Genomic DNA, 24,642 nt, shown 5'->3' on the forward strand with positions numbered 1-24,642 from the left:
CTTTTTATTTTCAAAGGATTTATCATAATAAAAGAAGTATATTTTATAATCGTCTCGGCTATAATTTTGTTTTTTGGATTTGCTACGATTGCGCCTGATTCGGCTCTTGTCGGCAGTGCTGGCAATGCAATTCGCTCGGTAAATTTAGGGCTTTTTGGTTATTTTTCATATATTTATCCGCTATTTTTACTAGGGCTTGTCTATATCGCGTATCGCTATTTCAGGGGATTTGATTTTAGATTTTTTGAATTTTGCATAGGCGTGATTTTGCTATTTTTCACCGTGCTTTTTGTGCAATCAAGCATTATCGGCGATAGCGGCGGAATCATCGGTAGCGCGGTCATAAATCAGCTAAGGCAGTTTGTGGGAAGCGTGGGGATTTGGATTTTTAATCTAACGCTTTTTGTTCTTTCGCTGGTGCTGATTTTCGAGGATAAGCTTACAAATATTATCAAAAATTCTTTTATCAAAGAGCAAACTAGCGAGGCAAGAAGTGAAATTTCGCGCGAACAAACTCGCCAAAGAGCCACAAGGGCGCAAACCGAGCTAAAACCAAAACCTCTTAAAAAAGACAGAGCCGAATTTAGCGAAAAACAAGAGAGTAAAATCGAAAAATTTCTAACCGAGCAAAGCGATGATTTGGAGGGTGAAAATTTAGATTTAAATTTAGAAAAAGAGCCAAATTCGCAAAATGAAATTTTAGAGCCAAATTCTAAAAAGTCAAATTCCAAAAAACCATCTTCGCTAAAAAAAGTCGAGCATTTAAGCGAGGTTGCCGAAAACAAAAAACTTCTTGATGAGCTAGAAAAGGGCAAAATAGACAAACCGCAAAATTTCGCCCTTCCGCCACTTGATTTTTTGGAAAATCCGCCTAAAAAACAAAATATAATCGATGAGAGCGAAATAGATCAAAAAATCTTTGATTTGCTCGATAAACTTCGCAAATTTAAAATCGATGGCGATGTCGTTCGCACATACTCAGGTCCCGTGGTTACGACATTTGAGTTTCGCCCAGCAGCGCACATTAAGGTTAGCAAAATCCTAACCCTCCAAGATGATTTGGCTATGGCTCTGCGCGCGCAGACGATCCGTATCCAAGCCCCGATTCCTGGCAAAGATGTCGTAGGTATCGAAATTCCAAATCAAGAGGCTCAGACAATTTATTTGCGTGAAATTTTTGAAAGCGAGGTTTTTAAAACAGCTTCTAGTCCGCTTACTATGGCGCTTGGTAAGGATATCGTGGGTCAGCCTTTCGTCACAGATCTGAAAAAACTCCCGCATCTACTCATCGCAGGAGGAACAGGAAGCGGTAAAAGTGTCGGCGTAAATGCCCTTATTTTAAGCCTTTTGTATAGAAATTCGCCAAAAACCCTGCGCCTAATAATGGTCGATCCAAAAATGGTTGAATTTAGGCTTTATGAGGATATCCCACACCTGCTAACACCGATTATTACTGAGCCAAAAAAAGCTATAACCGCCCTTGGAAATGTCGTGGCTGAAATGGAGCATAGATATCGCATAATGGCTGATAATAGGGTCAAAAATATCGAAAGTTATAATGCCAAAATTTCAAAAGAAAATGGCGAAATTTTGCCTTATATTGTGGTTGTGATAGATGAATTTGCCGACCTTATTATGACAGGTGGAAAAGAGGTCGAAACCAACATAGTGCTTTTAGCTCAAAAGGCAAGAGCATGCGGAATCCACCTCATCATAGCAACTCAACGCCCAAGCAAAGAGATTGTAACAGGCCTAATCAAAGCAAATATGCCAAGTCGCATTAGCTTTAAGGTTCGCTCATATACAGATAGTCGCATAATCCTAGATCAAATGGGATCTGAAAGCCTGATAGGGAAAGGCGATATGCTCTTTATGCCACCAAGTGGAAGCACTACGATTCGCCTGCATGCGCCATTTAGCACAGAAGATGAGATAAATGCCATAGCTGAGTATTTGCGTTCGCAAGAAAGCGTGGTTTATGATGAGAGATTTTTAGCCGAAAACGATAGCCAAAAAGAGGGCGCAGGTATGATGGATCCGCAAAATATGGAGCTTGATGAGCTGTTTGAAGAGGCGAAAAATATCATTTTAAGCGAAGAAAAAACTTCGATTAGCTATTTGCAACGCCGTCTTAAAATCGGCTACAACCGCGCCGCTACAATCATCGAGCAGTTAGAGCAAATGGGAATTTTAAGTGAAGTTAATGCCAAAGGGCAAAGAGATATCATCAAATAAATTTGGCTAAATTTTGAAATTTAAATGGAGTAAAATTTGAGAACAGATCAGTGGCTGTTTTATTTCACGGTTGCATTAATCACCATAGGCATTGTATTTTCGCTATCCTTGACCTCATATACCACGCTTGCAAGCGATACTGAGCCACTATATTTTTTCAAAAAACAATGGATATTTGGTATGTTTAGCATTTTCCTTATGTGGGGGCTTTCGCAGTTTAACCCAGATAAGGTTTTGACGCCGTTTTGTATGGTTTTGTGGGTGGTATCTGGGCTAGTGATGATTTCAATGGGCTTCATGCCCAAATCAATCGTATCAGAGGTAAATGGAGCGGCTAGGTGGATAAAAATCGCAGGCATTAGTATCGCTCCGGTGGAATTTTTCAAAGTCGGCTTTATATATTTTTTGGCGTGGAGTTTCTCGCGCAAGATGAACCACACCAAAAAAACGGTTTGGCAAGAGATTAAAATTTGGGTTCCGTATGTCTTTCTTTTCGCGATTTTTGGCATAGTTATCGCCATAGGACAAAAAGATCTTGGTCAAGTGGCTGTTTTGGCTGCGACGATGATATGTATGTCATTTTTCGCAGGCACAAGTATGAGGCTAGTTGGCATAGTGGTGGGAATAATCGGCATTTTGGGTTATACCTTTATCGTCACTAGTCCGCACAGAATCGTGAGAATTCGCTCATGGTGGGCTGGCGTGCAAGATGCTATCACTCCGTTTCTCTCCCCAGAAACAGCCGCTAAGGTTCGCGTAGATGATGCGAATATGCCTTACCAAGTCGGCCATTCGCTAAATGCCATAAACAACGGCGAGCTAATGGGTGCTGGGCTAGGGCAGGGAAGCTTCAAACTAGGCTATCTTAGCGAGGTGCATACTGACTTCGTGCTAGCTGGCATTGCCGAGGAGATTGGATTTTTTGGAATTCTTGGCGTTGTTTTGCTCTTTTCTGCGATGCTTGCTAGGGTCTTTCGCATAGCTTCAAAATCCGTAAATAGCGTATATTTTCTCTTTGGGCTTGGCATTGCTTTTATGCTATTTTTCTCATTTTGTCTAAATTCTTACGGAATTACTGGGTTAATCCCTATGAAGGGTATCGCTGTGCCGTTTCTAAGCTATGGCGGAAGCCATGTCATAGCTGCTTCAATGGCGGTTGGATTTATACTTATGATTAGCAAACGCGCAAATTTAAGGAGCTGAAAATGATAGCAATCAGTGGTGGTGGCACAGGCGGGCATTTAAGTATCGCAAAAAGTTTAGGCACTGAGCTTAAAAATCGCGGAATAAGGGCGATTTTTATCGGTTCGACCAACGGCCAAGACAGAGCGTGGTTTGAAAATAGCGAAATTTTCGAGCGGGCGTATTTTTTGGAAAGCTCTGGCGTGGTGAATAAAAAGGGTCTTAGCAAATTTGCTTCTTTGATTAATATTTTAAAACTATCTTTGAAATGTCGTAAAATTTTCAAAGAAAATGGCGTAAAAGCCGTAATCAGCGTGGGCGGATATAGCTCGGCTCCGGCTTCGTTTGCGTCTTTGTTTTTTTTCAAGCCACTTTTTATCCACGAGCAAAACGCCATTTTAGGGCGGTTAAACGACCTTTTAGAGCCGTTTTGCAAGAAAATTTACAGCCCATATTCTAGGGAAAAATTCGAGCTTCCCACAGCTTGTGGTTGCGTGACGAAATTTACGCAGGATAATACCCAGTGCATAAGCGATAAATTCGACTATCCAGTAAGTGACATTTTTTTCGAAAAATCTAGAATTCGAAGCGAAGTAAAGACGATAATTTTCTTAGGCGGTTCGCAAGGGGCGAGTTTTATCAATACTCTTGCTTCAAATTTAGCGCCAAAGCTCGTTAAAATGGGCTATGAGATTATTCATCAATGTGGCGAAAAAGAGTTTGAAAAATACAGCGAATTTTATAAAAACGCGAATTTAAATGTCGAGCTCGTGGGATTTAGCAAAAATTTGGTCGATTTGATCTCAAAGGCTGATTTGTGCGTAGGCAGAAGTGGGGCTAGCACTCTGTGGGAGCTCGTGGCAAACGGACTTCCTGCGATTTTCGTGCCGTTTCCGCACGCAGCAGGGGATCATCAATTCTACAATGCGAAATTTTTGCAAGATCTAAATTTATGCAAAATCGTGCGCCAAAATGAGGCTAGCGAGGATAAAATTTTGGATTTAATCCAAAATTTCGACGCTCCAAGTGCAAGTAGGGGGTTAGTAAATTTCAGCTCCAAAAACGGCGCAAAATCCATAATCGACGATATTCTAAGCCAAATTTAAAAACAAAATTTGGCTTAATATTGACAAAACTTAGCACTCGGTGCTATAATGTGCTAATTTTTACAAAAATTTTAATCCAAAGGACATTTTATGGCAAAGAAAAAATTCAAAACAGAGGTCAATGATTTATTAAATTTAATGATCCACTCGCTGTATTCAAACAAGGAAATTTTCCTTCGTGAGCTCGTATCTAACGCCTCAGACGCGCTTGATAAGCTAAATTATCTATGCCTTACCGATGAGGCTTACAAGGCTTTAAGCTATACGCCACGCATTGAAATTTCGCTCGATAGCAAGAATAAAATTTTAAAAATTTCAGATAATGGTATCGGTATGAACGAGGGCGAGTTAGAGACCAATCTAGGCACGATTGCGAGATCTGGCACAAAGGGATTTATGGCGAATTTGAGTGGAGATGCCGCCAAAGATAGCAACCTAATCGGGCAGTTTGGCGTGGGGTTTTATTCGGCGTTTATGGTCGCAGATAGTATCGATGTCATCTCGCGCAAAGCCCTTGAAGACGAGGCTTTCATCTGGTCATCTAACGCCGAAAACTACACGATTTCTGCCTGCGAAAAAGATAGCTTTGGCACCGATATAATCTTGCATTTAAAAGACGATGAATTTGCGAATTTGGCGCGATTAGAGGGCATTATTAAAAAATACTCGAACCATATCCCATATCCGATTTTTGGGCAAAAAGAGGAGTATATCCCTGGCGAGAACGGCGCGCAGGGTCATAGCGAGACCAAGGTCGTGCAGCTAAACTCGGCTAGCGCACTTTGGCAACTGCCAAAATCATCGCTAAAACAGAGCGATTACGACGACTTTTATAAACAAATCAGCCACGATAGCGCAGATCCGCTATTTCATATACATACCAAAGCAGAGGGTGTGCATGAATACACGACGCTATTTTATGTGCCATCAAACGAGCCGTTTGATTTATACCGTGTGGATTATCAAAGCGGTGTCAAACTCTATGTCAAGCGCGTATTTATCACAGATGATGCCAAAGAGCTTTTGCCTGTGTATTTGCGCTTCGTGCGTGGCGTGATAGATGTGGAGGATCTGCCACTAAATGTAAGCCGTGAAATTCTGCAAGAAAACCGCATTTTGGCCCATGTCAAGGAACAAAGCGTAAAGAAAATTTTAGGCGAATTAGCCAAAATGCTAAAAAACGACCGCGAAAAATATGAGAAATTTTACGCGCTTTTTGGCAAAGTGCTAAAAGAGGGCTTGTATGGATTCGGCCCTGATAAGGCTGAGATTAGCCACCTAGCGCTGTTTAAGTCAAATTTACGCGAGGGGCTAATCAGCCTAGATGAATACAAGGCGCGTATGAGCGAGCAAAACGCGGAGCAAAAAGAGATTTATTTCATCACCGGCAAAGACGCGAAAATGCTGAAAAACTCGCCACTTTTGGAGGATTTTAACGCTAGGGGCGTGGAGGTTTTGCTCTGTGATGATGAGATCGACGCTGTGGTTATGCCAGGACTTTTCGAGTTTGATGGCACAGCAATCAAGAGCGTAACTAGCGTAAAAAGTGCCGAGCAAAACGAAGAGCAAAGCGCGTGGGCGCTGGAAGTGGCGGCGAAATTTAAAGAGTGCTTGGAGGGCCTTGTAAAAGATGTGAAAATCTCCACTCGTCTGACAAACTCGCTTTCTTGCCTTGTCTTTGACGAGAGCGATCCAGACTACGCCACACAGCAAATTTTGCGCCAAATGGGGCAGACGAATTTGCCTGAGTTTAAGCCGATTTTGGAAATCAACGCAAAGCATGAGATTATCAAAAAGCTAGAAAATAATAAAACTATGATTGCTAGCGTTGCGCGTTTGGCTTTTGATTTGGCTAAACTCGGCGAAACCCAAGGCGTCGATGATCCGGGCGCATTTATTGTCAATATCAACGAACTAGTCGCAAAAGCTTTGTAAAATTTGATTTTTGATTGGGTGGCGTTTGGCTTGGGAATTTGATTGTGTTTTAATCCGTCGCGTTTTAGCTGGTAATTTAGCCATGCTTTAAGCGTGGCTTTTGGCTGGGGAATACTGCGCGCGAGGTGGTAAAAATCTCGCGCGCAGTATTTCATTTGCTTGGTGCAGTGTTTGCAAAAAATGATTATTTTAACCAACTGCTTTTAAGTAAATCATTGTATAATTCAAATTTTTATTCTATGTTTAAGGTTTATAAATGAAATTATATCCGTCGACCGAATTTACTCCTTGCGGGCTTTCTAGAACCGAGCTTGGGGGTAAGGAAAGTAGCGAACCTGCTAAAATTTTAAGAGAGCTTTGCCAAAATTCCTACGATGCTTTTGAAAAAGCGTTGGGGGGGGAAGCCTAAAATCCAAAATTAAATTTCATCTACAATACGCCAACAAAGATGAAATTCCTTTTATTGATGATTATGAGGAAGCGGTAAATTTAATTGATGAGAGCGAACTTACAGAACAAGAAAAACCCATATTTGACAAAATAAAAAATGAACTTCAAAAACCAAAAATTCCTATTTTGTATGTTTATGATAATGGTGTTGGCTTTGATGATGAGAAATTAGTCAGTATTTTTTCAAATGGAATAAGCAAAAAATCAAGCATAAATTCAAGTGGCTCGCACGGCAATGGACACTATTCTGCGTTTAATGCTTCTAATTTAAGGTTTTGTTTTTACGCTGGCAAAACAAAAGAACAGACAATATTTTCAATGCATGCGATTTTGCGCACGATTTTTAAAGGTAAAGATAGTGGCGGTGCAGATTTGTATGTGCTTACGGAGCATAGCCCTATAACAAAAGGAAGTACGCATTTTGTAAAAAATAAAAATGTGCCAAATTTTATTCAAACTAAGCTTGATGAGATTGGAAATACAGGCTCTATTGTGGGTATTATTGGATTTAATTTTTTTAACACTTCAAAAGATAATTTGGCAAATGTTATCACAAGTGCCGTTGTGAAGAATTTTTTCGTAGCCATTGAGGATGGAGATTTAGAAGTTGAAATAAGCTTGGAAAACCAAAATTTTATCATAAATAAAAATACCCTAAAAGATAATTTTGCGCTAAGTCTAGATAGTGATGACCCAAAAAATGCCAAAATTTTCTATGATACATATATAAATGGAGTGTATCATGAAATCCCGCTCGGTTCTCAAAGTGTGGTCGTATATACAGCCACTGGCTTTAATGACACCAAAATAGGGCTTTGTAGAAATGGTATGTGGATTACAGATAATAGTATTTCAAAACTAAGAAAAAATGATTTTTTAGACAATTCTCCGTTTTTTGCCCTTATTTTGCCTTCGCCAAATACGAAATTTGCAAAGTTGATTAAATTGGCTGAAACTAACTTTCATAGCAAAATTAATCTGAGCAATCTAAAAGCGTCTGATAAAAGAGAATTGGAGAACTATTTGGAGCAAATAAGTGATTATTTGAGAGAAAATATGCCTAAAAACAATACTGAGAAATTTGACATTTATATCGAGGGATTGGATATTAAAATGCAAGGCGATGCGCACAAAGGCTCACAAAATAAGGGAACAAAGACTATTTCCAGTAATCCTAGCACGCTAAATTTAGGTGAATTTGAAGGTGATGACGGAGAAAGTATAAAGAAAATATCTGATTTTGAAAATTTAGTAAAAGCCGAGAATATGAAAAATTTCATATCAAAACACGGTGGAAATAGGGCAAATGTAAAATTTAGCTCATACAAAAATTTTAAGAATTTATGCGTTGGCATTAGGAAAGATAATGGAACAGATCCGAGTTGCGACAATATCGTTTATGAGCCAAAGATTAAGATAAAATCAGCCAAAAATCGTGGTGTGGATGTGAAAATTTTGCCTAACAAAGAGGCTATTAGTATTGGCAAGGTAGATAAAGATGAGATTTTGCATTTAGATATCGAATTTGATGAAATTTTGCAAGAGTGCATTTTGTATTATGATTTTTATGACGAAAAGGAAAACAATGAGTAATCAATCCTCTTTTTACCCAGTTTTGGGTGCATATTTTGATGAAAATCAATCAAGTGATTATGTAAGTGGGACTTATAAATTTGAGCAAGACAAATCAAAAAATGATAAAAATTTGCATTTTAACCATATTTTAAAAGGTGAAAATTTAATATCTCAGTTTTTTGATAGTGGCGAAATTGATTTTTGTATTACTACGGTTGTAAAATCCACAATGTATCGCCATACATTTTTAGCTGATAAAGCAAGTGTGCAAAAATCATCAAATATTATCCAAATTCCACAATCAATCAAAGTCTTAGAACAAAATGAAATAAGATACTATTTTGGTTGTGCAATTTATACTGGCGAAGATAGGCAAATCACGCTCAATTCAGATATTATGGGACTTGATAGCTTTTGGAATAATGTAATTATAAATCTTAAAAAAGGTCAAATTTTAGCTAGAAGTTCTTGGAGCGAGGATCAAAAAAGCATAGGAGATTTTATTAGCGTCGAAAAAGATGAAAATATAAAATGCGGATTTAAGGTGGAAGTGGATAGCAATGGGTTATTTTTGGTCAAAATGAACGAAAAAGACTTTTTAAATTTGCAAAATGAAAAAAACAAGCAAAGTAAGCTTTATATTAGTATTGTCAATAATATACTTAGCGTCGCTTTGTATGAATTAGAAAAATTTAGTCAAAATAACGAACTTGACGATAAGTTCAAACAACTAATCAAGCAGATTGAAGCAAAAGGATTTGTTTGGGGCGATGAGGGCTTTATGCCAAGCATGATAGCTGCTTCGTTTGTGCCTTTTAAATTTGATGAAAGCGAGAAAGACGATGATTGAGAGTTTTGGTGGATTGAAGTATTTTGCAAAAGGGAAAAATGAGAATATAAATGTAGCAAAAGCCCATGAATTTTTAAATGCTTTTAAAAGCAAAGAAAAATTTTTGAATTATTTTAAATTTAGTGATTTGGATTTTACTTATAGTGTAGGATTTGACCGAGCTATAAGTGAGGAAGAATTTGCAAACTTAAATTTTAGGTTTGGAAAACAAATTTTTACAAATTTGCAAAGTCAAAATTTCACAGAATTCGACGCTTTAAATGAAAAAATTTGGCTTTATTTAAATGTAGAACTCATTAAAAATGATTTTGTTAAACCAGAATATTTTGCAAATTCTATAAGAAAAAAAATCACTGGTAAGGAAAATTTGAAACTTGCTCTTGATAGCAAAAATCAAGAGATTATAAAAGATGTCGTTAGACAAATTTTGCGAAATTTGTATGGAGCTACCGAACTTAGAGGTAAAAAGGGGATTTATCAAGAAATTTCGCTAGCAATGGCGTGGTGGCGGTATTATATCGCCAATGAAGTAGCAAAAAATACCAAATTAGAAATCGAGGAAATTTATAAATATTTTACTATTAATACCAGCAATTATAAAGAGCTTGTTATGCGTATGAGTGGAAATTTAACGATAATTGCTGATGAAAATATCAGAAATGCTTTGATTACTTTTTTGCTTTCTGCTGAAAAATTTACAGGCGAAAATCTTAAAGCTGTAATCAAAAAAATCGGCATAGAATCAGCGTGGAGATTAATCGGCGGACTTAGTGTCGATGATAATTTAAAAATCATAAAAGAGTTTGTTAAATGAGACATTATTATTACAAAAAATCACACCAAAATTTACCGCATATTGTAAAATTTTCAGGTGGCAGATCGAGTGGATATATGCTTTTTAATATGCTTAAAAATGGCATGTTAAAAAAAGAAAGAGGCGATTTTGTTTTATTTAACAACACATCTGCTGAGCACTCTAAAACTTATGAGTTTGTAATGAAATGCAAAAGAGAGTGCGAGGAAAAATACGGCATACCATTTTTTTTAATAGAATTTCAAACTTTTGAGGATTGTAAGGGTGGGATTTATGATAGATTTGGTGCTTATAGATTGGTAAATGATAAGCCGTTTTCAAAGAAAAATCCTTTTGGGTATAAATTTGGCGGAGAGGTTTTTGAGGAACTGATTTCGTGGAAGGCATTTGTGCCAAATCAAATGAGTAGAATTTGCACACAAAATTTAAAAATGGAAACAAGTAAGCAGTTTATAAGGGATTGGTTTTTTGGCGAGAGTAGCATACCTAGACTTGGGCATTTTGATAGTGTAAGCTTGATAGATAAAGACACGCTTTACGAAAAACATTTAAAAAACAAAGGCTCAGTGCCAAGAAAAATTTATCTAGCTAAAAAAGAATTTGTGCTAAATCTACCATTGTGGCGAGAGGAACAGGAATATCAAGACTTTACAAGTGTGGATTTAGGGTATCGAAAAGAGATAAAAGGCTCGGAATATCTTACTTTTATCGGTTTTCGAAGCGATGAGCCGCAACGAATAACCAAGATGAAAGATAGAATAGCAAAAAACGATAAAAAAAGTGCCGAGTATAACGATAATATAAATTTAGAGGAATTCCCGTATCTTAGAGACGGCGTTGAGCATGTATATATGCCGATGATTAAATTTTGCACAACCAAGCAAGATGTTAAGGAATTTTGGGAAAAGCAAAATTTTGATTTAGGGCTTGATTATGACGGAAAATACGGAAATTGTGTATATTGCTTTATGAAAGGGACAAAAAAGTTGCTCGAAATCAAAAGTGCTTCAAAACTAAAAACACCAGAAAATATCGATTGGTGGATAAAAATGGAGCAAAAATACCAAAGAGATTTGAAGGCTGAGGGCAGAAAAACTAAAAAAGATGGAGCAAAATTTGTGAATTTTTTCGGTGAAAGTTCAAAACTATCATACGAAAAGATTAAAAATGGTAGCGATGAGATTGAGGGTGCTATGGAGCTACCGTGCCATTGCTCGGATTGATGAAATTATTAGTATTTTTAAAACCCTAAATTTTAAAATTTACCAAATGCGCTATTGTGAATATTAAATTTAAGGTCAGTATTTTTTGCAAATTTACGCTTCGGAATTTTAAACTCGTAGATTGCTTCGTCGCTTCGCTTCTCGCAATGACAGCAAATACAATGCTGGAATTTTAAATTCTCGCAATGACAGCATCGCGCGCACTGCTAATGTGCCATTACGAGAATTTCACGCCCTTATCGCAGGCTCGCTCTCAGCCTTGTGAGAGTTTCGTTGCGATAAAGTAGTTAAGCTGAGAATACGAAATATTCCCTAGCTCGGGCTTTAATTCTTTTAGTTTGGCACGGATATCCGTGAGATGGTCGCCGCTAGCTAGCATTTTGCGAATTTCATCTTTGTATGGGCTTAGCAACTCTTCGCTTGTCGAACCCGCGAATTTCGCCTTTATTTCGGCTAAGTATTTTTCGCCAAATTCGCTTTTGATAAAGTTGCTAATCTGCGAATATGTAAGCTCGCTAAGCTCAGGGTATGCTTCTGTCAAATCGCCACCGATCGAGTAGTAGCTATCGCCGTTTTCGAGTTTGGCTTGGATTTCGTCCTTGTATTTGGCGAGCTTGTCCCTAGTCGATGGTGCGGAAAATTGATTTAGCCTTGTCTCTGATATGAAATGGCTGACCTGAGAGTAGGCCACCTCCACGCCTCGCTCTTGCAAAATTTTTGTGATTTGAAGCGGGGTTTTTTCCTTTTTGAGTAGCTCTATGATTTCCATAGTGTGGCCGGCTAAAACTTGCTGTTTAGGGGTATAGACCTCGTCAATTTCTGCCCTTGCTAGGCCCAAGAGCGAAGCCATTGTTTGCACGCTATTATGAAGCGCTTCCCATTTTTCGCTATCCAAAAGGCTATAATTTTTAGCAATTCCTAATAGTTTTAGAGCCTTTCTGTAACTTTCTCTGCCTTTGATATTTTCTAAAAATTCAGCGTCTTTGACCATTTGCTCGACTTTTATAACATCTACTGCCATAGGTTGCTCCTTGTGAAAATTTGGCGTTATAATATAATATTAATTCTTAAAAATCAATAAAAATAGCGAATTTATAAGTGGATTTTAAGAAAAATTGTAAGTTTATAAATTTACTTTTACCAAATTTTAAGGTTGATAATGTGCATTTTGCAAAATAGTTTTATAGATAATAAATCTGGCGAAATTTGCGCTAAATTTCACTCCTGCACGCAGATTTCGCCGTTGATTAGCCCCTTTATAGTGTGGTATCCTACAATCGCTATCAAAACGCACAAAAGCGCGAACATACCAAGCCCAAGCCTTGCAAACCACACTTCCGCGCTTAAAAAATACGCCTTCATAAAGGCAATGCACCCAGCCGCTGTCGGGAAAGTGAAGGCCCACCACGATAGGAAAAATTTAAGCCCAAAAAAGCTTTTTGCCATGAAAAATATCAAAAGCGTGAAAAATAGCACCAAATTTATCAAAATTTTAGCGAGCATATCAAATTCGCCACCGATGTTTATATAGCCCAGAAACGCCACAGACGGGGGCGCAATCATTATAAAAAGCGTTGGGACGAATTTTTGTGCGAGCTGGTCGTGAAAAATAATGCGGTAAAAAACAATGCTAAAAAGCACAATCCAAAAGAAAATCCCAATGCTAAAAAAATACCACAGATATTCGCCTTTTTCGGTCGCTGCGATGACTACGATGAGATTGCCTACGATTGGGATAAACCACGCTGGATTGGAGTGGGTGATGAGCATGTTTTTTTGTATCCAAAACGAAATGATATAAAGCGTCAAAAACGCATGAAATATCATCGCTACGCCGTAAAATGCGCTATGAAGTGCGCTAATATCGTTAAACGCAATGGCTAGTAAAAGCAGGCCAATCGAAAATGTGGCAAAAAAACTTAGCTTGATTGGGTGGGTAAATTCTGCCTGCACAGCGCGAGGAAATTTGATGATTTTTGCCGTGTAAAACGCCGAAATTAGCGCAAACACACCAAGGGCAAAAAATCGCAAAATTTCAAATATAAAATGTGGCGCACCATACGCCTCGCTAATGGCACGATAAGCGATACTAAGCCCGCCAAGCCCCATTGTTACGGCAAAAAACATAATCGGGAAATTTGAGAGTTTGGAGATATTTTCATTTTTTAGATTCATTTTAGCCTCGATGAATTTCAAATTTTTAAAAACGGCGCGAATTTTAGCAAAATTTGGCGCCATAAATTCTTACAATTATAAATTAAAACTGAAATTTATAAAATTTTAAGTTTTATTAAGCGCGAAAAAAGTAAAATAATCGATTTTTAACAAATTTGAGGCAGATCAAGGCGGACAAAATGGAAAATTTTATCAAAATCGTAACCGACATAAACTCATTTATCTGGGGACCATACTTTCTCATAGCCCTTCTTTGCGGGACCGGCGTGTATTTTACAATCAGATTAAAATTCGTTCAAATTTTAAAATTTAAGCTTGCCGGAAATAGACTTTTGGGCGATTTTTCGCTCCATGGCAAAAAGGCGGGCAAACACGGTATGAGCTCGTTTCAGGCGATTTCGACTGCGATTGCGGCGCAGGTGGGCACGGGCAATCTAGTAGGAGCCTCGACCGCGCTGATTATGGGCGGACCTGGGGCGATTTTTTGGATGTGGTTGGCTGCGTTTTTTGGTATGGCGACAAATTTCGCCGAAATCTGTCTGGCTCAAATTTATCGCTCCAAAGACACCAGCGGTCATATCATAGGCGGACCTGCGTTTTATATTTCGCGCGGTATTGGTGGGAAATTTGGCAAAATTTTGGCTGTGGTTTTTGCCATAGCGATAATCTTAGCACTTGGTTGTATGGGAAATATGGTGCAAGCAAACGCCATTTCAGACGGATTTAGCAAGGCTTTTAATATCGATAAAGTCTATATTGGCGAAATTTTGGCTGTGGTTTGCGCGATAATCTTCATCGGCGGTGTCAGGGCGATTGCGCGCGTAGCCGAAAAGGTCGTGCCGCTTATGGCGATTTTATACATTTTGGTGGGATTTAGCATAATCTGCGCTAATATCTCCGAGCTTCCTGGCGCTATTTCGCTGATTTTCAAGGCTGCTTTTGATCCAAGTGCTGCATGGGGCGGTGCGACGGGGGCGAGTATAGCTATGGCTATGAGATATGGCGTGGCTAGGGGATTATTTAGCAACGAAGCTGGTATGGGCTCTACCCCTCACGCTCACGCCGCTGCCAATGTCGCTCACCCAGTCGATCAAGCAATGCTAGGCATTATGAGCGTTTTTATTGATACATTTATCGTGCTAAATATCACGGTTTTTGTGATACTGACCTCGGGCGTGGTGGAGTTTGGGGCTGATGGCAAGGCTGTATTTAGCGGGATTGCACTCGTGCAAGAGGCTTTTTCGTCGAATTTTTTGGGCAGAGAGCTTGGATATAGTTTCGTGGCGATTTGTCTTTTGTTTTTCGCATTTACCACGATTATGGGCTGGTATTATTTCGCTGAGATAAATATCCGCTATCTGCTTGGACCAAAAGGGGTGAAATTTTTACAGCTTTTGGTTATTGGCTTTGTTTTTATGGGCTCACTGCTTAAAATCGACCTTGTTTGGGAGCTAGCCGATCTTTTCAACGGCCTTATGGTGATTCCAAACCTGATTGCGATTTTGCTTTTAAGTGGGATTGTAGTGCGCTTACTGCGGGATTTTGACGCGGGCAAGGCATACAACGCGAGCGATTACATTAAAGGCTAAATTTCAGCGTTAAATAATTAAATTTAGGTAAAATCGTAAGTTATTTTACGATTAGGAATTTTTATGTTTTTACATACTTTTCACCAAAAAAGTATTAAAGAAAAATTAGATTATTTAGCAGATTTAGGGCAAATCGACAAGGCTACATACGATAAAATTTTAAAATTTTACGCCCTTGATAGCGAGGGGCAAATTTCAGCCCTAATCAAAATGCAAAGCGCAACTAATAAAGTTTTATGGAGCGTTAAAAAAATAGATTCTTACAGGATCGAACCAGACGGGGCAATGCGCTATAATGGCGAATTTGTCGATGTCAGGCGCGCTGTTTTAAGTAGCGCGGATATGAAGGCAAAAGATTTTTATGAAAACTCACAAAACAAAGTCGCAACCCACGAGCAAAGTAGCAATAAATTTTGGAAAAAATTTGTTATTTGGTCGGTGGTGTGGGCTTTGGTTTTAATTTTTCTTGTATATTTAATCTCAAATTAAAGGATAAAAAATGTGTAAAGATTGCGGATGTTCTATCGCAGGACACACTCACAGCCACACGCACTCTGACGGAGTTACGCACACTCATGAGCATAATCACTCTCACGCCCACTCTCACGGGCATGCGCACGAGCATGAGCACGGCGAAATTCACACTCACGGCGACCACGCCCACCCTGTGCTAAATGATAAAAAAACCGTTGAAGTAATCACGAAAATTCTCTCTGCAAACGATGCCGAAGCGGCGCATATCAGAGAGCATTTCGACGAAGACGGAATTTTGTGCGTAAATTTGATGAGTAGCCCAGGAAGTGGCAAAACAACGCTACTAGAAGCCACTATCAAAAGCGGTAAATTTAAAATTGGCGTAATCGAGGGCGATTTAGAAACCAACCGCGACGCCGATCGCGTGATAAAAGCAGGCGCGCGCGCTCATCAAATCACCACAGGCCAAGCATGTCATTTAGACGCTTTTATGGTGCATGAGGGGCTTCATCACCTTGATACCACTGGGCTTGATTTGGTTTTCATAGAAAATGTCGGAAATCTCGTCTGCCCTGCAAGCTACGATGTCGGCGCACACGCAAATGTCGTGCTTCTAAGCGTAACCGAAGGAAGCGATAAGGTCGCAAAATACCCTGTAATGTTTCGCGCAGCGGATTTGGTCGTGGTAACCAAACACTCGTTAATCGAGCATTTTGATTTTAGCGTCGAAGAGGTGGTCAAAGAGGTGCGAAAACTAAACCCAAAAGCAAGTGTTATTGCGCTTGATAGCAAAACTGGCGAGGGCGTGGATAAGTGGCTAAAATTTTTGGAATTTAAAAAGGAATTCAAATAATGTGCCTTTCAATCCCGTCAAAAGTAATCTCAATCGATGAAAACAATTTCGCGACCGTCGAAACGCTCGGCGTTAGGCGTGGCGTGAGCTTGGATCTAATCTCCGAGCCAGTTAGCGTTGGGGATTTCGTGCTTATTCATGTGGGCTTTGCGATGGAAAAAATCGACACAGCCGTTGCCTTAGAGAGCCTGAAAATTTACGAACAAATCGCAGAAGAGATGAATAGTGGTGAAATTTCGGCAGATGAGGGCGATATGGGGCTAGCGAATTTAAAATAAATTTCAAAATTCGAAAAAAAATTAAAAAAATAAGGCGAAGTATTTTCAGATGATTTTTTGCGTTTTAGAGCGGTTGCGAGCGAGGCGCACTGGGCTGTGCATCGCAGTGAAGCAAGCGCGAATAATCGCAAAAAAGCGCTAAAAAGACAAGCCGTGCAAAGGAAAAAAATGCGTAGAAAAGACAGAGAACTTTCAAACGAGGAAGCTTACAAAATCATTGATGATTGCGAATATGCCATAATTTCGTGCGTGAGAGATAATGGCGAGATTTTTTCGATTCCGCTTTCGATTGCTAGGGAAAATGATAGTATCTTTATCCACGGCGCGCCCGAGGGAAGCAAGGCGGAGCTTTTTACGCAGGGCAGGGAAGTTAGCATTGTTTGCGTGAGCTACAATCAAGTCCCGGTCCTAAGCGATGCCGAATTTGAGGCTATTAAAGACAATACAAGCATGCTTGGCAAAAAGGCTTTCACCACAGAATACACCTCGGCAATCGCGCGAGCCAAAGTCTATGAGGTCAGCGATGAGCCTACTATGAAAAAGGCGTTGAAACTGCTTTGCGAAAAGTATTGCAAAGAGTATATGAGTGCGTTTGAAACAGCCATAAACGGGCAATTTCATCGTATGAAGATTTATGAATTTAAAATCCAAAGCGTGAGTGCAAAAGCCAAAAAAATCAAATAAGGCGCGTGGTGGAAGCAGAAGCACTAATCCAAGAAATCTGGCGCAGGTATCGCGCAAAACCTGAGTATTTGTGGAAAAGTGCGCCGGGCTTTTGCGTTTTTCGTCACGAAAAAAACAAAAAATGGTTTGCCGTGCTGATGAAGGGCGTGAGCGTCAAATCGCTTGGTGTCGATAAAAGCGAGTTTGAGGGCGTAAAAACGCTTGATATTTTAAATTTGAAAATCGAGCCGAATTTGGGCGAAATTTTGCGCGACGGCAAGAGTATCATAGAGGCGTATCACATGAACAAAAAGCATTGGATTAGTGTAGTGCCCGGCGTTTGCGACGAGGCGACGACATACGATTTAATCGAAGAAAGTTATAAACTTACAAAGAAGTAAAAATGGATTTGATAAAAGATTTTAGAGATAAAAAGCTGATTTTAGGGCTATCAGAAGCGATAAAGCAAAAAAGCACAAAGCCCATAAATATCATGGAAATTTGCGGTGGTCATACGCACAGCATTATGAAATTTGGGCTTCCTGCGCTCGTGGGCGAGAATATAAATTTCGTGCATGGTCCTGGCTGTCCCGTATGCGTAATGCCACGAGCTCGCATTGATGAAGCTATTGCGTTAGCAAGTCAGGACGGCGTGATTTTTTGCACTTTGGCTGATATGCTCCGCGTTCCCGGAAGCACCACGAGCCTACAAAAACTACGCGCAGACGGAGCCGACATACGCGCACTTTATAGTCCGCTCGATGCCATAAAAATCGCCCTAGAAAACCCGGATAAAAATGTCATTTTCTTTGCGATTGGCTTTGAGACGACCACGCCGATGAGTGCGGTTTTGGTGGATAAAGCGATAAATTTAGGGCTAAAAAATCTATTTTTTCATATAAATCATGTAACCGTCCCGGCCCCAGTAGAAGCCATTTTGCAGGGTAATGACGCCAAAATCGACGCATTTTTAGGACCTAGCCATGTCAGCGTCATCACAGGAAGCAAAATTTATGAAAATATTGCCACAAAATACAAAAAACCAATCGCCGTGAGCGGATTTGAGCCGCTTGACATTATGGCAGGTGTGCTAAATTTGGTAACTCAGTTTGAAGCTGGCACTTTTGAAGTCTATAACGAATACGACCGCGTGGTTAAGGCTGACGGCAACAAAACCGCGTTAAATTTGATAGATAAATATTTTGAAATTTGTGATTTTTCGTGGCGAGGGCTTGGCGAAATCCCAAAAAGTGGTATGAAGCTAAAAGCCGAATTTGGCGAATTTGACGCGAGAGTGAAATTCGCTGAAATTTTGCAAAATTTGCAAAGCAAGGGCGAGAGCAAAGCCTGTATTTGTGGCGAGATACTGCGTGGCAAGGCAAAACCTTATGATTGCAAGGTTTTTGGCAAGGTCTGTACCCCGCAAAACCCGATAGGCTCGTGCATGGTAAGTAGTGAAGGCGCATGTGCTGCGTATTTCAAATACGCACGAAATTCATAAAATTTTGCGTAAAATTTTACAAAATAAGGATAAATTTTGAAAAAAACGATTTTGCTTAGCCACGGTGGTGGTGGCGAAGAGATGAATAAACTCATCAATGATACGATTTTTAGGGCGTTTGATAATGAAATTTTGCGTGAGTGCAACGACAGCGCGATTTTGCCAAATTTTGGTGGTGAGTTAGCTTTTACGACTGATTCGTATGTCGTTACGCCGATATTTTTTAGCGGTGGCGACATCGGTAAAATCGCAGTTTGTGGCACGATAAACGATCTTTGTATGGTCGGAGCTAAACCGCTTTTTATCAGTGTGGGTTTCATCATCGAAGAAGGGCTAGAATTTGCCGAATTTGAGCGAATTTTAGCTTCTATCGCCGACACGGCAAAGCAGTGTGGCGTAAAAATCGTCTGTGGCGATACCAAGGTCGTCCCGCACGGCAAATGCGACAAGATTTTTATAAATACAAGCGGAATAGGGCAAATTCTCGCACCAAATATCAAGGCAAAAAATATCAAAATCGGCGATAAAATCCTGCTTAGTGGCGATGTCGGCAGACACGGAGCTGTGATTTTGGCTGCCAGAGATGAGCTTTCGCTTGAAAGTGAGCTTAAAAGCGACTGCAAACCGCTAAACGGCGTAGTAGGGGAGTTACTAGCAAGTGGCGTGAAAATAAGTGCCATGCGAGACGCTACGCGTGGGGGTTTGAGTGCGGTTTTGAACGAATTTGCCGAGATTTCTGGCAATGAAATTTTGGTTTTTGAAGAAAAAATCGCGCTGAGCGATGAAGTCGTGGGCGTATGCGAGTTGCTAGGCTTTGAGCCTTATGAACTGGCGAACGAAGGCACTTTTGTCGCAGTCGTTGCTAGTGGCGATGAAGCAAAAGCATTAGAAGTGTTGCGTAAATTTGATAAAAATGCCGAAATCATCGGCGAAGTAACAGGCACGGCAAAATCGCAAAATAGGGTGATAATCCAAAATGCGTATGGCTCAGGGCGATTTTTGGAGCTTCCAAAGGGTGAGTTGCTACCTAGAATTTGTTGAAATAGGAATTGCAAAATTTGTATGATTTGTCATTGCGAGGAGTGGAGCGACGAAGCAATCTACAAGCTAGAATAATAAATTTATAAATTTGCAGAATAAGGAAAAAAATGAAAAAATATTTATTTGTTTTTTTGATGTTGCTGGTTAGTGGTTTTGGTGTTTATTTGTATTATGGTATTTTCGACGGATACGATGAAAACAATAAAAATGTAAAAATATTAAAATTTGGTTCAGGGTTGATAAATTTATCAAATTTTTCTGCTCATAACGGAAAAATTATTCAGAAATATTCAAGTGGCGAAATTAAATCAATAGATGAAATTGTAAATGGAGAATTTCACGGCACAAGAACTATGTTTTATAAAAATGGTGCGAAATTTGCAATTTTAGAATTTAAAAATGGTTTTTCAGACGGAAATGTTACAGCTTGGTATGAAAGTGGCGAGATTAAGGTTGTAGGAAATTTAAAAAATGGAAAACAAAGCGGGCTTAATACTATATATCATAAAAATGGTGTAAAAAAACAAGAGGGATTTTATATAGACGATAAATTAAACGGCGAGGCAAAAATGTGGAACGAAAATGGAGAATTAATCCAAGTTGGAATTTTTGATAAAGGAGAACTTGTAGAGTTAAAAGGGTATAAAAAGGGTGAAAATGGCGGTGTTGCCGAAATAGGCATCAATAAAAAAGATAATTCTGTTGATTTAAAAATTAATGGAGATGAGTTTAAATTTTAAAAATTGGTGCAAAAATTTATTATTGATTAAAGGAATAATATGCACGAAATGTCGATAGTGCAAAGCCTTGTGGAGCTTTGCGAGAAAAATTTAAATACAAATGGTGGCGGAGAAATCAAAGAAATCGTAGTCAAAGTAGGCAGGCTTAGTGGCGTGGAAGCGCATTATTTGCAGAGTTGCTACGATGTGTTTAGGCAGGGCACAGTCTGTGAAAATGCCGAGCTGAAAATCCATATCCAAGATGTCGTTATAGAGTGCGAAAAGTGCGGATATAACGGCGTTTTAGAGCAAAACAACTTCATCTGCCCGAAATGCGAAAGCAGAAATTTAAAGGTAACCGACGGCGAAGATCTGTATCTAATGCAACTTGTGATTGAGTAGGTGCGCTATGGATTTAAACGAATTTGAGAATTGCAAAATTTATATTGACGGCGAATATGGTGATTTTTGGATTATCGAAAAGATGATGCGTTTTATTTTAAGAAGCTTTGAATTTTGAGCGAAGTTAAATTCTGTGCCGAATTTAGAAAATTCACGCAAATTTAAAATTTGTCAAATTTCGGCACAGTATTCCAAATCATGCCAAAAACCCAAACTCACGCTAAAAATTCCATTACTCTTCGCTCTCATCGTCGCTAGTATTATGTATAAACCCGCTAAAATCCAGCTTCTCAGCCATTTTTAAAATTTCTTTAAATTCCAAAAATCTGCCGTTATAATCATAGCAAACATTAATCGCGCGCCCTTTTAGTGGCGGGGTTTTGTCATGCACATGACCATATAAATGCACCGAGCCATAATGCGCGCCGTTCCACTCCAAAATTGGGTAGTGAAATAGCACGAGACCCTTTTTCACGCCTGGGGCTTTGAAATATTTATAATCGCAAATTTCGTCGAAATAGCCCTGCAAATCGGCGTTTGCGATGATTTGTTTGTCGTGATTGCCCAAAATCAGCCTATGCGAGCCGTTTAGCCGCTCTAAAATACGCGCTGTTTTGGCGCTGTCTTTGTGAAATGAGAGATCGCCTAGATTATAGACGATGTCGTCATCGCTCACAGTGTCGTTCCACAGGGCGATTAGATACTCGTCCATTTCGGCCACGCTCTTAAAATTTCGGTATTTTGGGCTGTATTTCATAATATTTTCGTGTCCGAAATGCAAATCGCTGATAAAATAAATTTTGCTCATTTTAAACCCTTAAATTCGGTGAAATTTTAAATTTTGTGTGGAAGTGAAATTTTAAAATTTAAGCGCGTATTGTAGCGTAAATTTTGAAAAATAGGCAAATTTTAGGCGATTTCTCGCCTAAAATTTACGGAATTTAGGCTAAATTCTTAGCTTTTAGCACCTCGACTACTTGCTCGGCGATCGCTAACTCTTCGTTTGTAGGGATAATTAGAGTTTTGATTTTTGCCTCGCTCGTGCTTAGATCGCGGTTGATTTTCCTGCGGATATTGTTTTCAGCCTTGTCGATTGCGATACCAAAATGCGCTAGCTTCTCGCAAACTCTCTCGCGCAAGATATTTGCGTTTTCTCCGATACCGCCTGTGAAAACGATAGCGTCGATCTTGCCAAGCACTGCGTAGTATGCGCCTACGAGTTTGACGATTTGATAGACTAGCATATCATAGGCGAGTTTTGCCTTTTCGTCGCCTGCTTCCATCATTTCCTCGACTTTGCGCAAGTCGCTCGTGCCACAAACGCCCAAAAGTCCGCTTTTTTTGTTCATTATCGCGTCCATTTCTTGTGCGCCATGACCTGCCACACGCTCCATATACGCGATAATAGCAGGATCTATCGAACCACACCTAGTGCCCATCATAAGGCCCTCTAATGGCGTCATACCCATTGAAGTATCGACGCATTTGCCATTTTTGATAGCGGTGATACTAGAACCGTTTCCAAGGTGAAGCGTAATGCAGTTAAATTTATCATAATCCACGCCTAAAAATTCAGCCGCTGTGCGCGATACATACCAGTGAGAAGTGCCGTGTGCGCCGTATCTGCGGACTTTGTTTTTTTCGTAAAATTCATACGGAAGCGCATACATATATGCTTCGCGCGGCATGCTTTGGTGAAATGTAGTGTCAAAAACAGCCACATTTGGGGTTTTTGACGCGCTCATACAGGATTTGATTCCAGCAACTGCTGCTGGGTTATGAAGTGGAGCAAGCGGGCAAAGCTCTTCGATTTTGGCTAGCACATCGCTATCGACAAATGCTGCTTTATCGAAATAATCAGCGCCTTGGACGATTCTGTGTCCGATACCCTCGATATCGTTGATGTCTTTTAGCGTGCCACTTTCTTTTAGCAAGCGATACATTATCTCAATGCCTTCTTCGTGCGATTTGATCGGCTCTTTGACCTCTTTTTCAAATTCGCCTGCCTCAATTTTGGCTTTTGAGTGCTCTGAGCCAATCTCTTCGATGACGCCACTTGCAAGGCAAGTTTTAGTGTCCATATCTTGGAATTTAAATTTGATTGAACTGCTACCTGAGTTTATGACTAAAATTTCCATTAATTTACTCCTGCTTGAATTGCGCTAATAAGCACTGTATTTACGATATCTTCGACTTTGCAACCTCTGCTTAAATCATTAACTGGCTTTTTAAGACCTTGCAAGATTGGGCCGATTGCTACTGCGCCAGATGTGCGTTGGACTGCCTTGTAGCCGATATTTCCTGCATTTAAATCAGGGAAAACAAAGACATTTGTTTTTCCAGCAACTTTTGAATCTGGTGCTTTTTTGCTTGCGGTTGTAGGGTCGAACGCCGCGTCGAATTGCAATGGTCCATCGACTGCTAAATCCGGGGCTAGCTCGCCTACCAGCTTAGTGGCTTCTTCTACGATTTCTACGCTTGGGCCTGAGCCACTTCCTTTGGTAGAATAGCTTAGCATAGCTACGCGTGGTTCTAGTCCAAATGCGCGCGCAGTATTTGCCGAGCTAATCGCGATACTTGCAAGGGCGTTTGCATCAGGGTTTGGCACGACGGCGCAGTCTGCGAAAATCACGATTTGGCTATCTAGGCACATGATAAATGAGCCACTAACCGTGCTAACGCCCGGCATTGTTTTTATTGTTTGCAGTGCTGGGCGGATAGTCTCGGCTGTGGTCGTGCTAGCGCCACTGACCATAGCGTCGGCCTTGCCACTATACACTAGCATAGTGCCGAAAAATGTGCGGTCTCGCACTAATTTTTGCGCTTTTTCTAGCTCCATGCCTTTGGCTTTACGAAGCTCGTAAAGGGTGGTGGCAAACTCATCTGAGAATTCGTTGTTTGCTGGGTTGATGATTTTGACGCCGTCTAAATTTAGCCCTAAATTTCCAGCTTTTGCCTTAATTTTTGCCTCATCGCCAAGCAAGACTAAATTTACCGCGCCACTTTTTAGTAAAATTTCGCTAGCGCGCAAAATTCTCTCATCATCGGCTTCTGGTAGGACGACTGATTTTTTGTTTGCGGCTGCTTTTGCATAAAGCGTGCTTTCAAATTTAACTGGTGTTAAAATTTCGCATTTTGCGTTTTCTAGTGCCTCGCCTAGGCAATCAGCGCAGACATCTTTTGTGGTGAAGCGCAAAACTTGTGCGCCACATTTTTTGGCGAAATTCTCGGCGATTTTCGCCTTGCTCTCGCTCGTATATAGTCCCACCACAGGTAGAGCCAAATCCTTGCTAAGGCCGAAATTTAGCACCTCATCGAAGCCTTTTGCGCCATAGACGATTACGCATTTTGCGTTTTTTGAGATTGCGTCAAATTTGGCTATTGCCATTTTTGAGATTTGTGCAATCTCGCCTTTTTCTAAAAGCGATATGATTTCGCTCTCGCTCGCCACATCTGGGACGATATTTAGCGCCACAGCGCCGTCAAATTTGGCTGTGACATCGCGCACATCGTCGCCTAAAACAAAAAATGCGTTCATAAGCAATCCTTATAAAAAAATTAAAAAAACACTTGCATT

General features: G+C 40.0%; 24 protein-coding genes. 19 read left to right on the forward strand and 5 right to left on the reverse strand.

What is annotated here, in order from left to right:
- The first annotated feature begins 63 nt into the window (after window positions 1-63).
- From OFO01_RS03360 to OFO01_RS03400, 9 genes are all read left to right on the forward strand, one after another.
- Window positions 64-2,235 (forward strand): FtsK/SpoIIIE family DNA translocase, encoded by a 2,172-nt coding sequence (locus tag OFO01_RS03360; protein WP_270859214.1) that lies wholly within the window; start codon window positions 64-66, stop codon window positions 2,233-2,235.
- A 36-nt stretch (window positions 2,236-2,271) separates the two neighbouring features.
- Window positions 2,272-3,438, forward strand: a complete 1,167-nt coding sequence (locus tag OFO01_RS03365; RefSeq protein WP_270858771.1) for an FtsW/RodA/SpoVE family cell cycle protein — start codon at window positions 2,272-2,274, stop codon at window positions 3,436-3,438.
- A 2-nt stretch (window positions 3,439-3,440) separates the two neighbouring features.
- Window positions 3,441-4,523, forward strand: a complete 1,083-nt coding sequence (gene murG, locus OFO01_RS03370; protein WP_270858772.1) for an undecaprenyldiphospho-muramoylpentapeptide beta-N-acetylglucosaminyltransferase — start codon at window positions 3,441-3,443, stop codon at window positions 4,521-4,523.
- Window positions 4,524-4,613: 90 nt separating this feature from the next.
- Window positions 4,614-6,458, forward strand: a complete 1,845-nt coding sequence (gene htpG / locus OFO01_RS03375) for a molecular chaperone HtpG (RefSeq protein ID WP_270858773.1) — start codon at window positions 4,614-4,616, stop codon at window positions 6,456-6,458.
- 256 nt (window positions 6,459-6,714) lie between these two features.
- The gene (locus OFO01_RS03380; protein ID WP_270858774.1) at window positions 6,715-6,867 is read left to right on the forward strand and encodes a hypothetical protein; all 153 of its coding nucleotides are present in this window, start codon (window positions 6,715-6,717) and stop codon (window positions 6,865-6,867) included.
- 167 nt (window positions 6,868-7,034) lie between these two features.
- Window positions 7,035-8,501 carry a hypothetical protein gene (locus OFO01_RS03385; protein WP_270858775.1) on the forward strand — a complete coding sequence of 489 codons (1,467 nt, stop codon included), beginning with the start codon at window positions 7,035-7,037 and terminating at the stop codon, window positions 8,499-8,501.
- On the forward strand, window positions 8,494-9,333 hold the full coding sequence (locus tag OFO01_RS03390; protein WP_270858776.1) for a hypothetical protein: 840 nt from the start codon (window positions 8,494-8,496) through the stop codon (window positions 9,331-9,333). The genes OFO01_RS03385 and OFO01_RS03390 overlap by 8 nt, the downstream gene beginning before the upstream one ends.
- Complete coding sequence (locus OFO01_RS03395) at window positions 9,326-10,147, forward strand: hypothetical protein (protein ID WP_270858777.1); 822 nt, start codon at window positions 9,326-9,328, stop codon at window positions 10,145-10,147. The genes OFO01_RS03390 and OFO01_RS03395 overlap by 8 nt, the downstream gene beginning before the upstream one ends.
- Entirely contained in the window at window positions 10,144-11,370 is a 1,227-nt protein-coding gene (locus OFO01_RS03400) for a hypothetical protein (RefSeq protein WP_270858778.1), read from the forward strand. Before OFO01_RS03395 ends, OFO01_RS03400 begins: the two co-directional genes overlap by 4 nt.
- Window positions 11,371-11,623: 253 nt before the next feature.
- Here the strand turns inward: OFO01_RS03400 and OFO01_RS03405 are convergent, their stop codons facing one another.
- Complete coding sequence (locus tag OFO01_RS03405) at window positions 11,624-12,391, reverse strand: hypothetical protein (RefSeq protein ID WP_270858779.1); 768 nt, start codon at window positions 12,389-12,391, stop codon at window positions 11,624-11,626.
- Between the two features lie 197 nt (window positions 12,392-12,588).
- A complete protein-coding gene (locus tag OFO01_RS03410; protein ID WP_270858780.1) occupies window positions 12,589-13,545 on the reverse strand; it encodes an SLAC1 anion channel family protein in 957 nt (318 codons plus the stop codon).
- A gap of 179 nt (window positions 13,546-13,724) precedes the next feature.
- Here OFO01_RS03410 and OFO01_RS03415 point away from each other — a divergent pair, with 179 nt between their 5' ends.
- From OFO01_RS03415 to hypA, 10 genes are all read left to right on the forward strand, one after another.
- On the forward strand, window positions 13,725-15,134 hold the full coding sequence (locus tag OFO01_RS03415) for an alanine/glycine:cation symporter family protein (RefSeq protein ID WP_270858781.1): 1,410 nt from the start codon (window positions 13,725-13,727) through the stop codon (window positions 15,132-15,134).
- A 63-nt stretch (window positions 15,135-15,197) separates the two neighbouring features.
- On the forward strand, window positions 15,198-15,623 hold the full coding sequence (locus OFO01_RS03420; RefSeq protein WP_270858782.1) for a hypothetical protein: 426 nt from the start codon (window positions 15,198-15,200) through the stop codon (window positions 15,621-15,623).
- 10 nt (window positions 15,624-15,633) lie between these two features.
- On the forward strand, window positions 15,634-16,461 hold the full coding sequence (gene hypB / locus OFO01_RS03425) for a hydrogenase nickel incorporation protein HypB (protein ID WP_270858783.1): 828 nt from the start codon (window positions 15,634-15,636) through the stop codon (window positions 16,459-16,461).
- Window positions 16,461-16,739 (forward strand): HypC/HybG/HupF family hydrogenase formation chaperone, encoded by a 279-nt coding sequence (locus tag OFO01_RS03430; RefSeq protein WP_270858784.1) that lies wholly within the window; start codon window positions 16,461-16,463, stop codon window positions 16,737-16,739. Before hypB ends, OFO01_RS03430 begins: the two co-directional genes overlap by 1 nt.
- 168 nt (window positions 16,740-16,907) lie before the next feature.
- Window positions 16,908-17,423: a pyridoxamine 5'-phosphate oxidase family protein gene (locus tag OFO01_RS03435; protein ID WP_270858785.1), complete on the forward strand. Its 516-nt coding sequence runs from the start codon at window positions 16,908-16,910 to the stop codon at window positions 17,421-17,423.
- Between the two features lie 8 nt (window positions 17,424-17,431).
- Window positions 17,432-17,803 (forward strand): MmcQ/YjbR family DNA-binding protein, encoded by a 372-nt coding sequence (locus OFO01_RS03440; RefSeq protein WP_270858786.1) that lies wholly within the window; start codon window positions 17,432-17,434, stop codon window positions 17,801-17,803.
- A 2-nt stretch (window positions 17,804-17,805) separates the two neighbouring features.
- A complete protein-coding gene (hypD, locus tag OFO01_RS03445; RefSeq protein ID WP_270858787.1) occupies window positions 17,806-18,903 on the forward strand; it encodes a hydrogenase formation protein HypD in 1,098 nt (365 codons plus the stop codon).
- Window positions 18,904-18,939: 36 nt separating this feature from the next.
- Window positions 18,940-19,944 (forward strand): hydrogenase expression/formation protein HypE, encoded by a 1,005-nt coding sequence (hypE, locus tag OFO01_RS03450; RefSeq protein ID WP_270858788.1) that lies wholly within the window; start codon window positions 18,940-18,942, stop codon window positions 19,942-19,944.
- 107 nt (window positions 19,945-20,051) lie between these two features.
- Complete coding sequence (locus OFO01_RS03455) at window positions 20,052-20,684, forward strand: toxin-antitoxin system YwqK family antitoxin (RefSeq protein ID WP_270858789.1); 633 nt, start codon at window positions 20,052-20,054, stop codon at window positions 20,682-20,684.
- 39 nt (window positions 20,685-20,723) lie between these two features.
- Complete coding sequence (gene hypA / locus OFO01_RS03460; RefSeq protein WP_270858790.1) at window positions 20,724-21,065, forward strand: hydrogenase maturation nickel metallochaperone HypA; 342 nt, start codon at window positions 20,724-20,726, stop codon at window positions 21,063-21,065.
- 232 nt (window positions 21,066-21,297) lie between these two features.
- Here the strand turns inward: hypA and OFO01_RS03465 are convergent, their stop codons facing one another.
- The 3 genes from OFO01_RS03465 to pta all read right to left on the reverse strand — a co-directional run bounded on the left by OFO01_RS03465 (window position 21,298) and on the right by pta (window position 24,603).
- On the reverse strand, window positions 21,298-21,873 hold the full coding sequence (locus OFO01_RS03465; RefSeq protein WP_270858791.1) for a metallophosphoesterase: 576 nt from the start codon (window positions 21,871-21,873) through the stop codon (window positions 21,298-21,300).
- A 133-nt stretch (window positions 21,874-22,006) separates the two neighbouring features.
- Window positions 22,007-23,203, reverse strand: coding sequence for an acetate kinase (locus tag OFO01_RS03470; protein ID WP_270858792.1), 1,197 nt, complete (start codon window positions 23,201-23,203; stop codon window positions 22,007-22,009).
- A complete protein-coding gene (pta, locus tag OFO01_RS03475; RefSeq protein ID WP_270858793.1) occupies window positions 23,203-24,603 on the reverse strand; it encodes a phosphate acetyltransferase in 1,401 nt (466 codons plus the stop codon). Before pta ends, OFO01_RS03470 begins: the two co-directional genes overlap by 1 nt.
- Window positions 24,604-24,642: the final 39 nt, after the last annotated feature.

The organism is Campylobacter sp. JMF_01 NE2 (genome assembly GCF_027737365.1).
Taxonomy (GTDB): domain Bacteria; phylum Campylobacterota; class Campylobacteria; order Campylobacterales; family Campylobacteraceae; genus Campylobacter_B.

Bases quoted from the DNA above. Each gene is read 5' to 3' on its own strand.
- OFO01_RS03390 (WP_270858776.1), top strand. From the start codon at position 8,494: ATGAGTAATCAATCCTCTTTTTACCCAGTTTTGGGTGCATATTTTGAT.
- murG (WP_270858772.1), top strand. From the start codon at position 3,441: ATGATAGCAATCAGTGGTGGTGGCACAGGCGGGCATTTAAGTATCGCA.
- OFO01_RS03410 (WP_270858780.1), bottom strand. From the start codon at position 13,545: ATGAATCTAAAAAATGAAAATATCTCCAAACTCTCAAATTTCCCGATT.
- hypD (WP_270858787.1), top strand. From the start codon at position 17,806: ATGGATTTGATAAAAGATTTTAGAGATAAAAAGCTGATTTTAGGGCTA.
- OFO01_RS03395 (WP_270858777.1), top strand. From the start codon at position 9,326: ATGATTGAGAGTTTTGGTGGATTGAAGTATTTTGCAAAAGGGAAAAAT.
- OFO01_RS03455 (WP_270858789.1), top strand. From the start codon at position 20,052: ATGAAAAAATATTTATTTGTTTTTTTGATGTTGCTGGTTAGTGGTTTT.
- OFO01_RS03405 (WP_270858779.1), bottom strand. From the start codon at position 12,391: ATGGCAGTAGATGTTATAAAAGTCGAGCAAATGGTCAAAGACGCTGAA.
- pta (WP_270858793.1), bottom strand. From the start codon at position 24,603: ATGAACGCATTTTTTGTTTTAGGCGACGATGTGCGCGATGTCACAGCC.
- OFO01_RS03435 (WP_270858785.1), top strand. From the start codon at position 16,908: ATGCGTAGAAAAGACAGAGAACTTTCAAACGAGGAAGCTTACAAAATC.
- hypA (WP_270858790.1), top strand. From the start codon at position 20,724: ATGCACGAAATGTCGATAGTGCAAAGCCTTGTGGAGCTTTGCGAGAAA.
- htpG (WP_270858773.1), top strand. From the start codon at position 4,614: ATGGCAAAGAAAAAATTCAAAACAGAGGTCAATGATTTATTAAATTTA.
- OFO01_RS03465 (WP_270858791.1), bottom strand. From the start codon at position 21,873: ATGAGCAAAATTTATTTTATCAGCGATTTGCATTTCGGACACGAAAAT.
- hypB (WP_270858783.1), top strand. From the start codon at position 15,634: ATGTGTAAAGATTGCGGATGTTCTATCGCAGGACACACTCACAGCCAC.
- OFO01_RS03380 (WP_270858774.1), top strand. From the start codon at position 6,715: ATGAAATTATATCCGTCGACCGAATTTACTCCTTGCGGGCTTTCTAGA.
- OFO01_RS03430 (WP_270858784.1), top strand. From the start codon at position 16,461: ATGTGCCTTTCAATCCCGTCAAAAGTAATCTCAATCGATGAAAACAAT.
- OFO01_RS03420 (WP_270858782.1), top strand. From the start codon at position 15,198: ATGTTTTTACATACTTTTCACCAAAAAAGTATTAAAGAAAAATTAGAT.
- OFO01_RS03400 (WP_270858778.1), top strand. From the start codon at position 10,144: ATGAGACATTATTATTACAAAAAATCACACCAAAATTTACCGCATATT.
- OFO01_RS03470 (WP_270858792.1), bottom strand. From the start codon at position 23,203: ATGGAAATTTTAGTCATAAACTCAGGTAGCAGTTCAATCAAATTTAAA.
- OFO01_RS03415 (WP_270858781.1), top strand. From the start codon at position 13,725: ATGGAAAATTTTATCAAAATCGTAACCGACATAAACTCATTTATCTGG.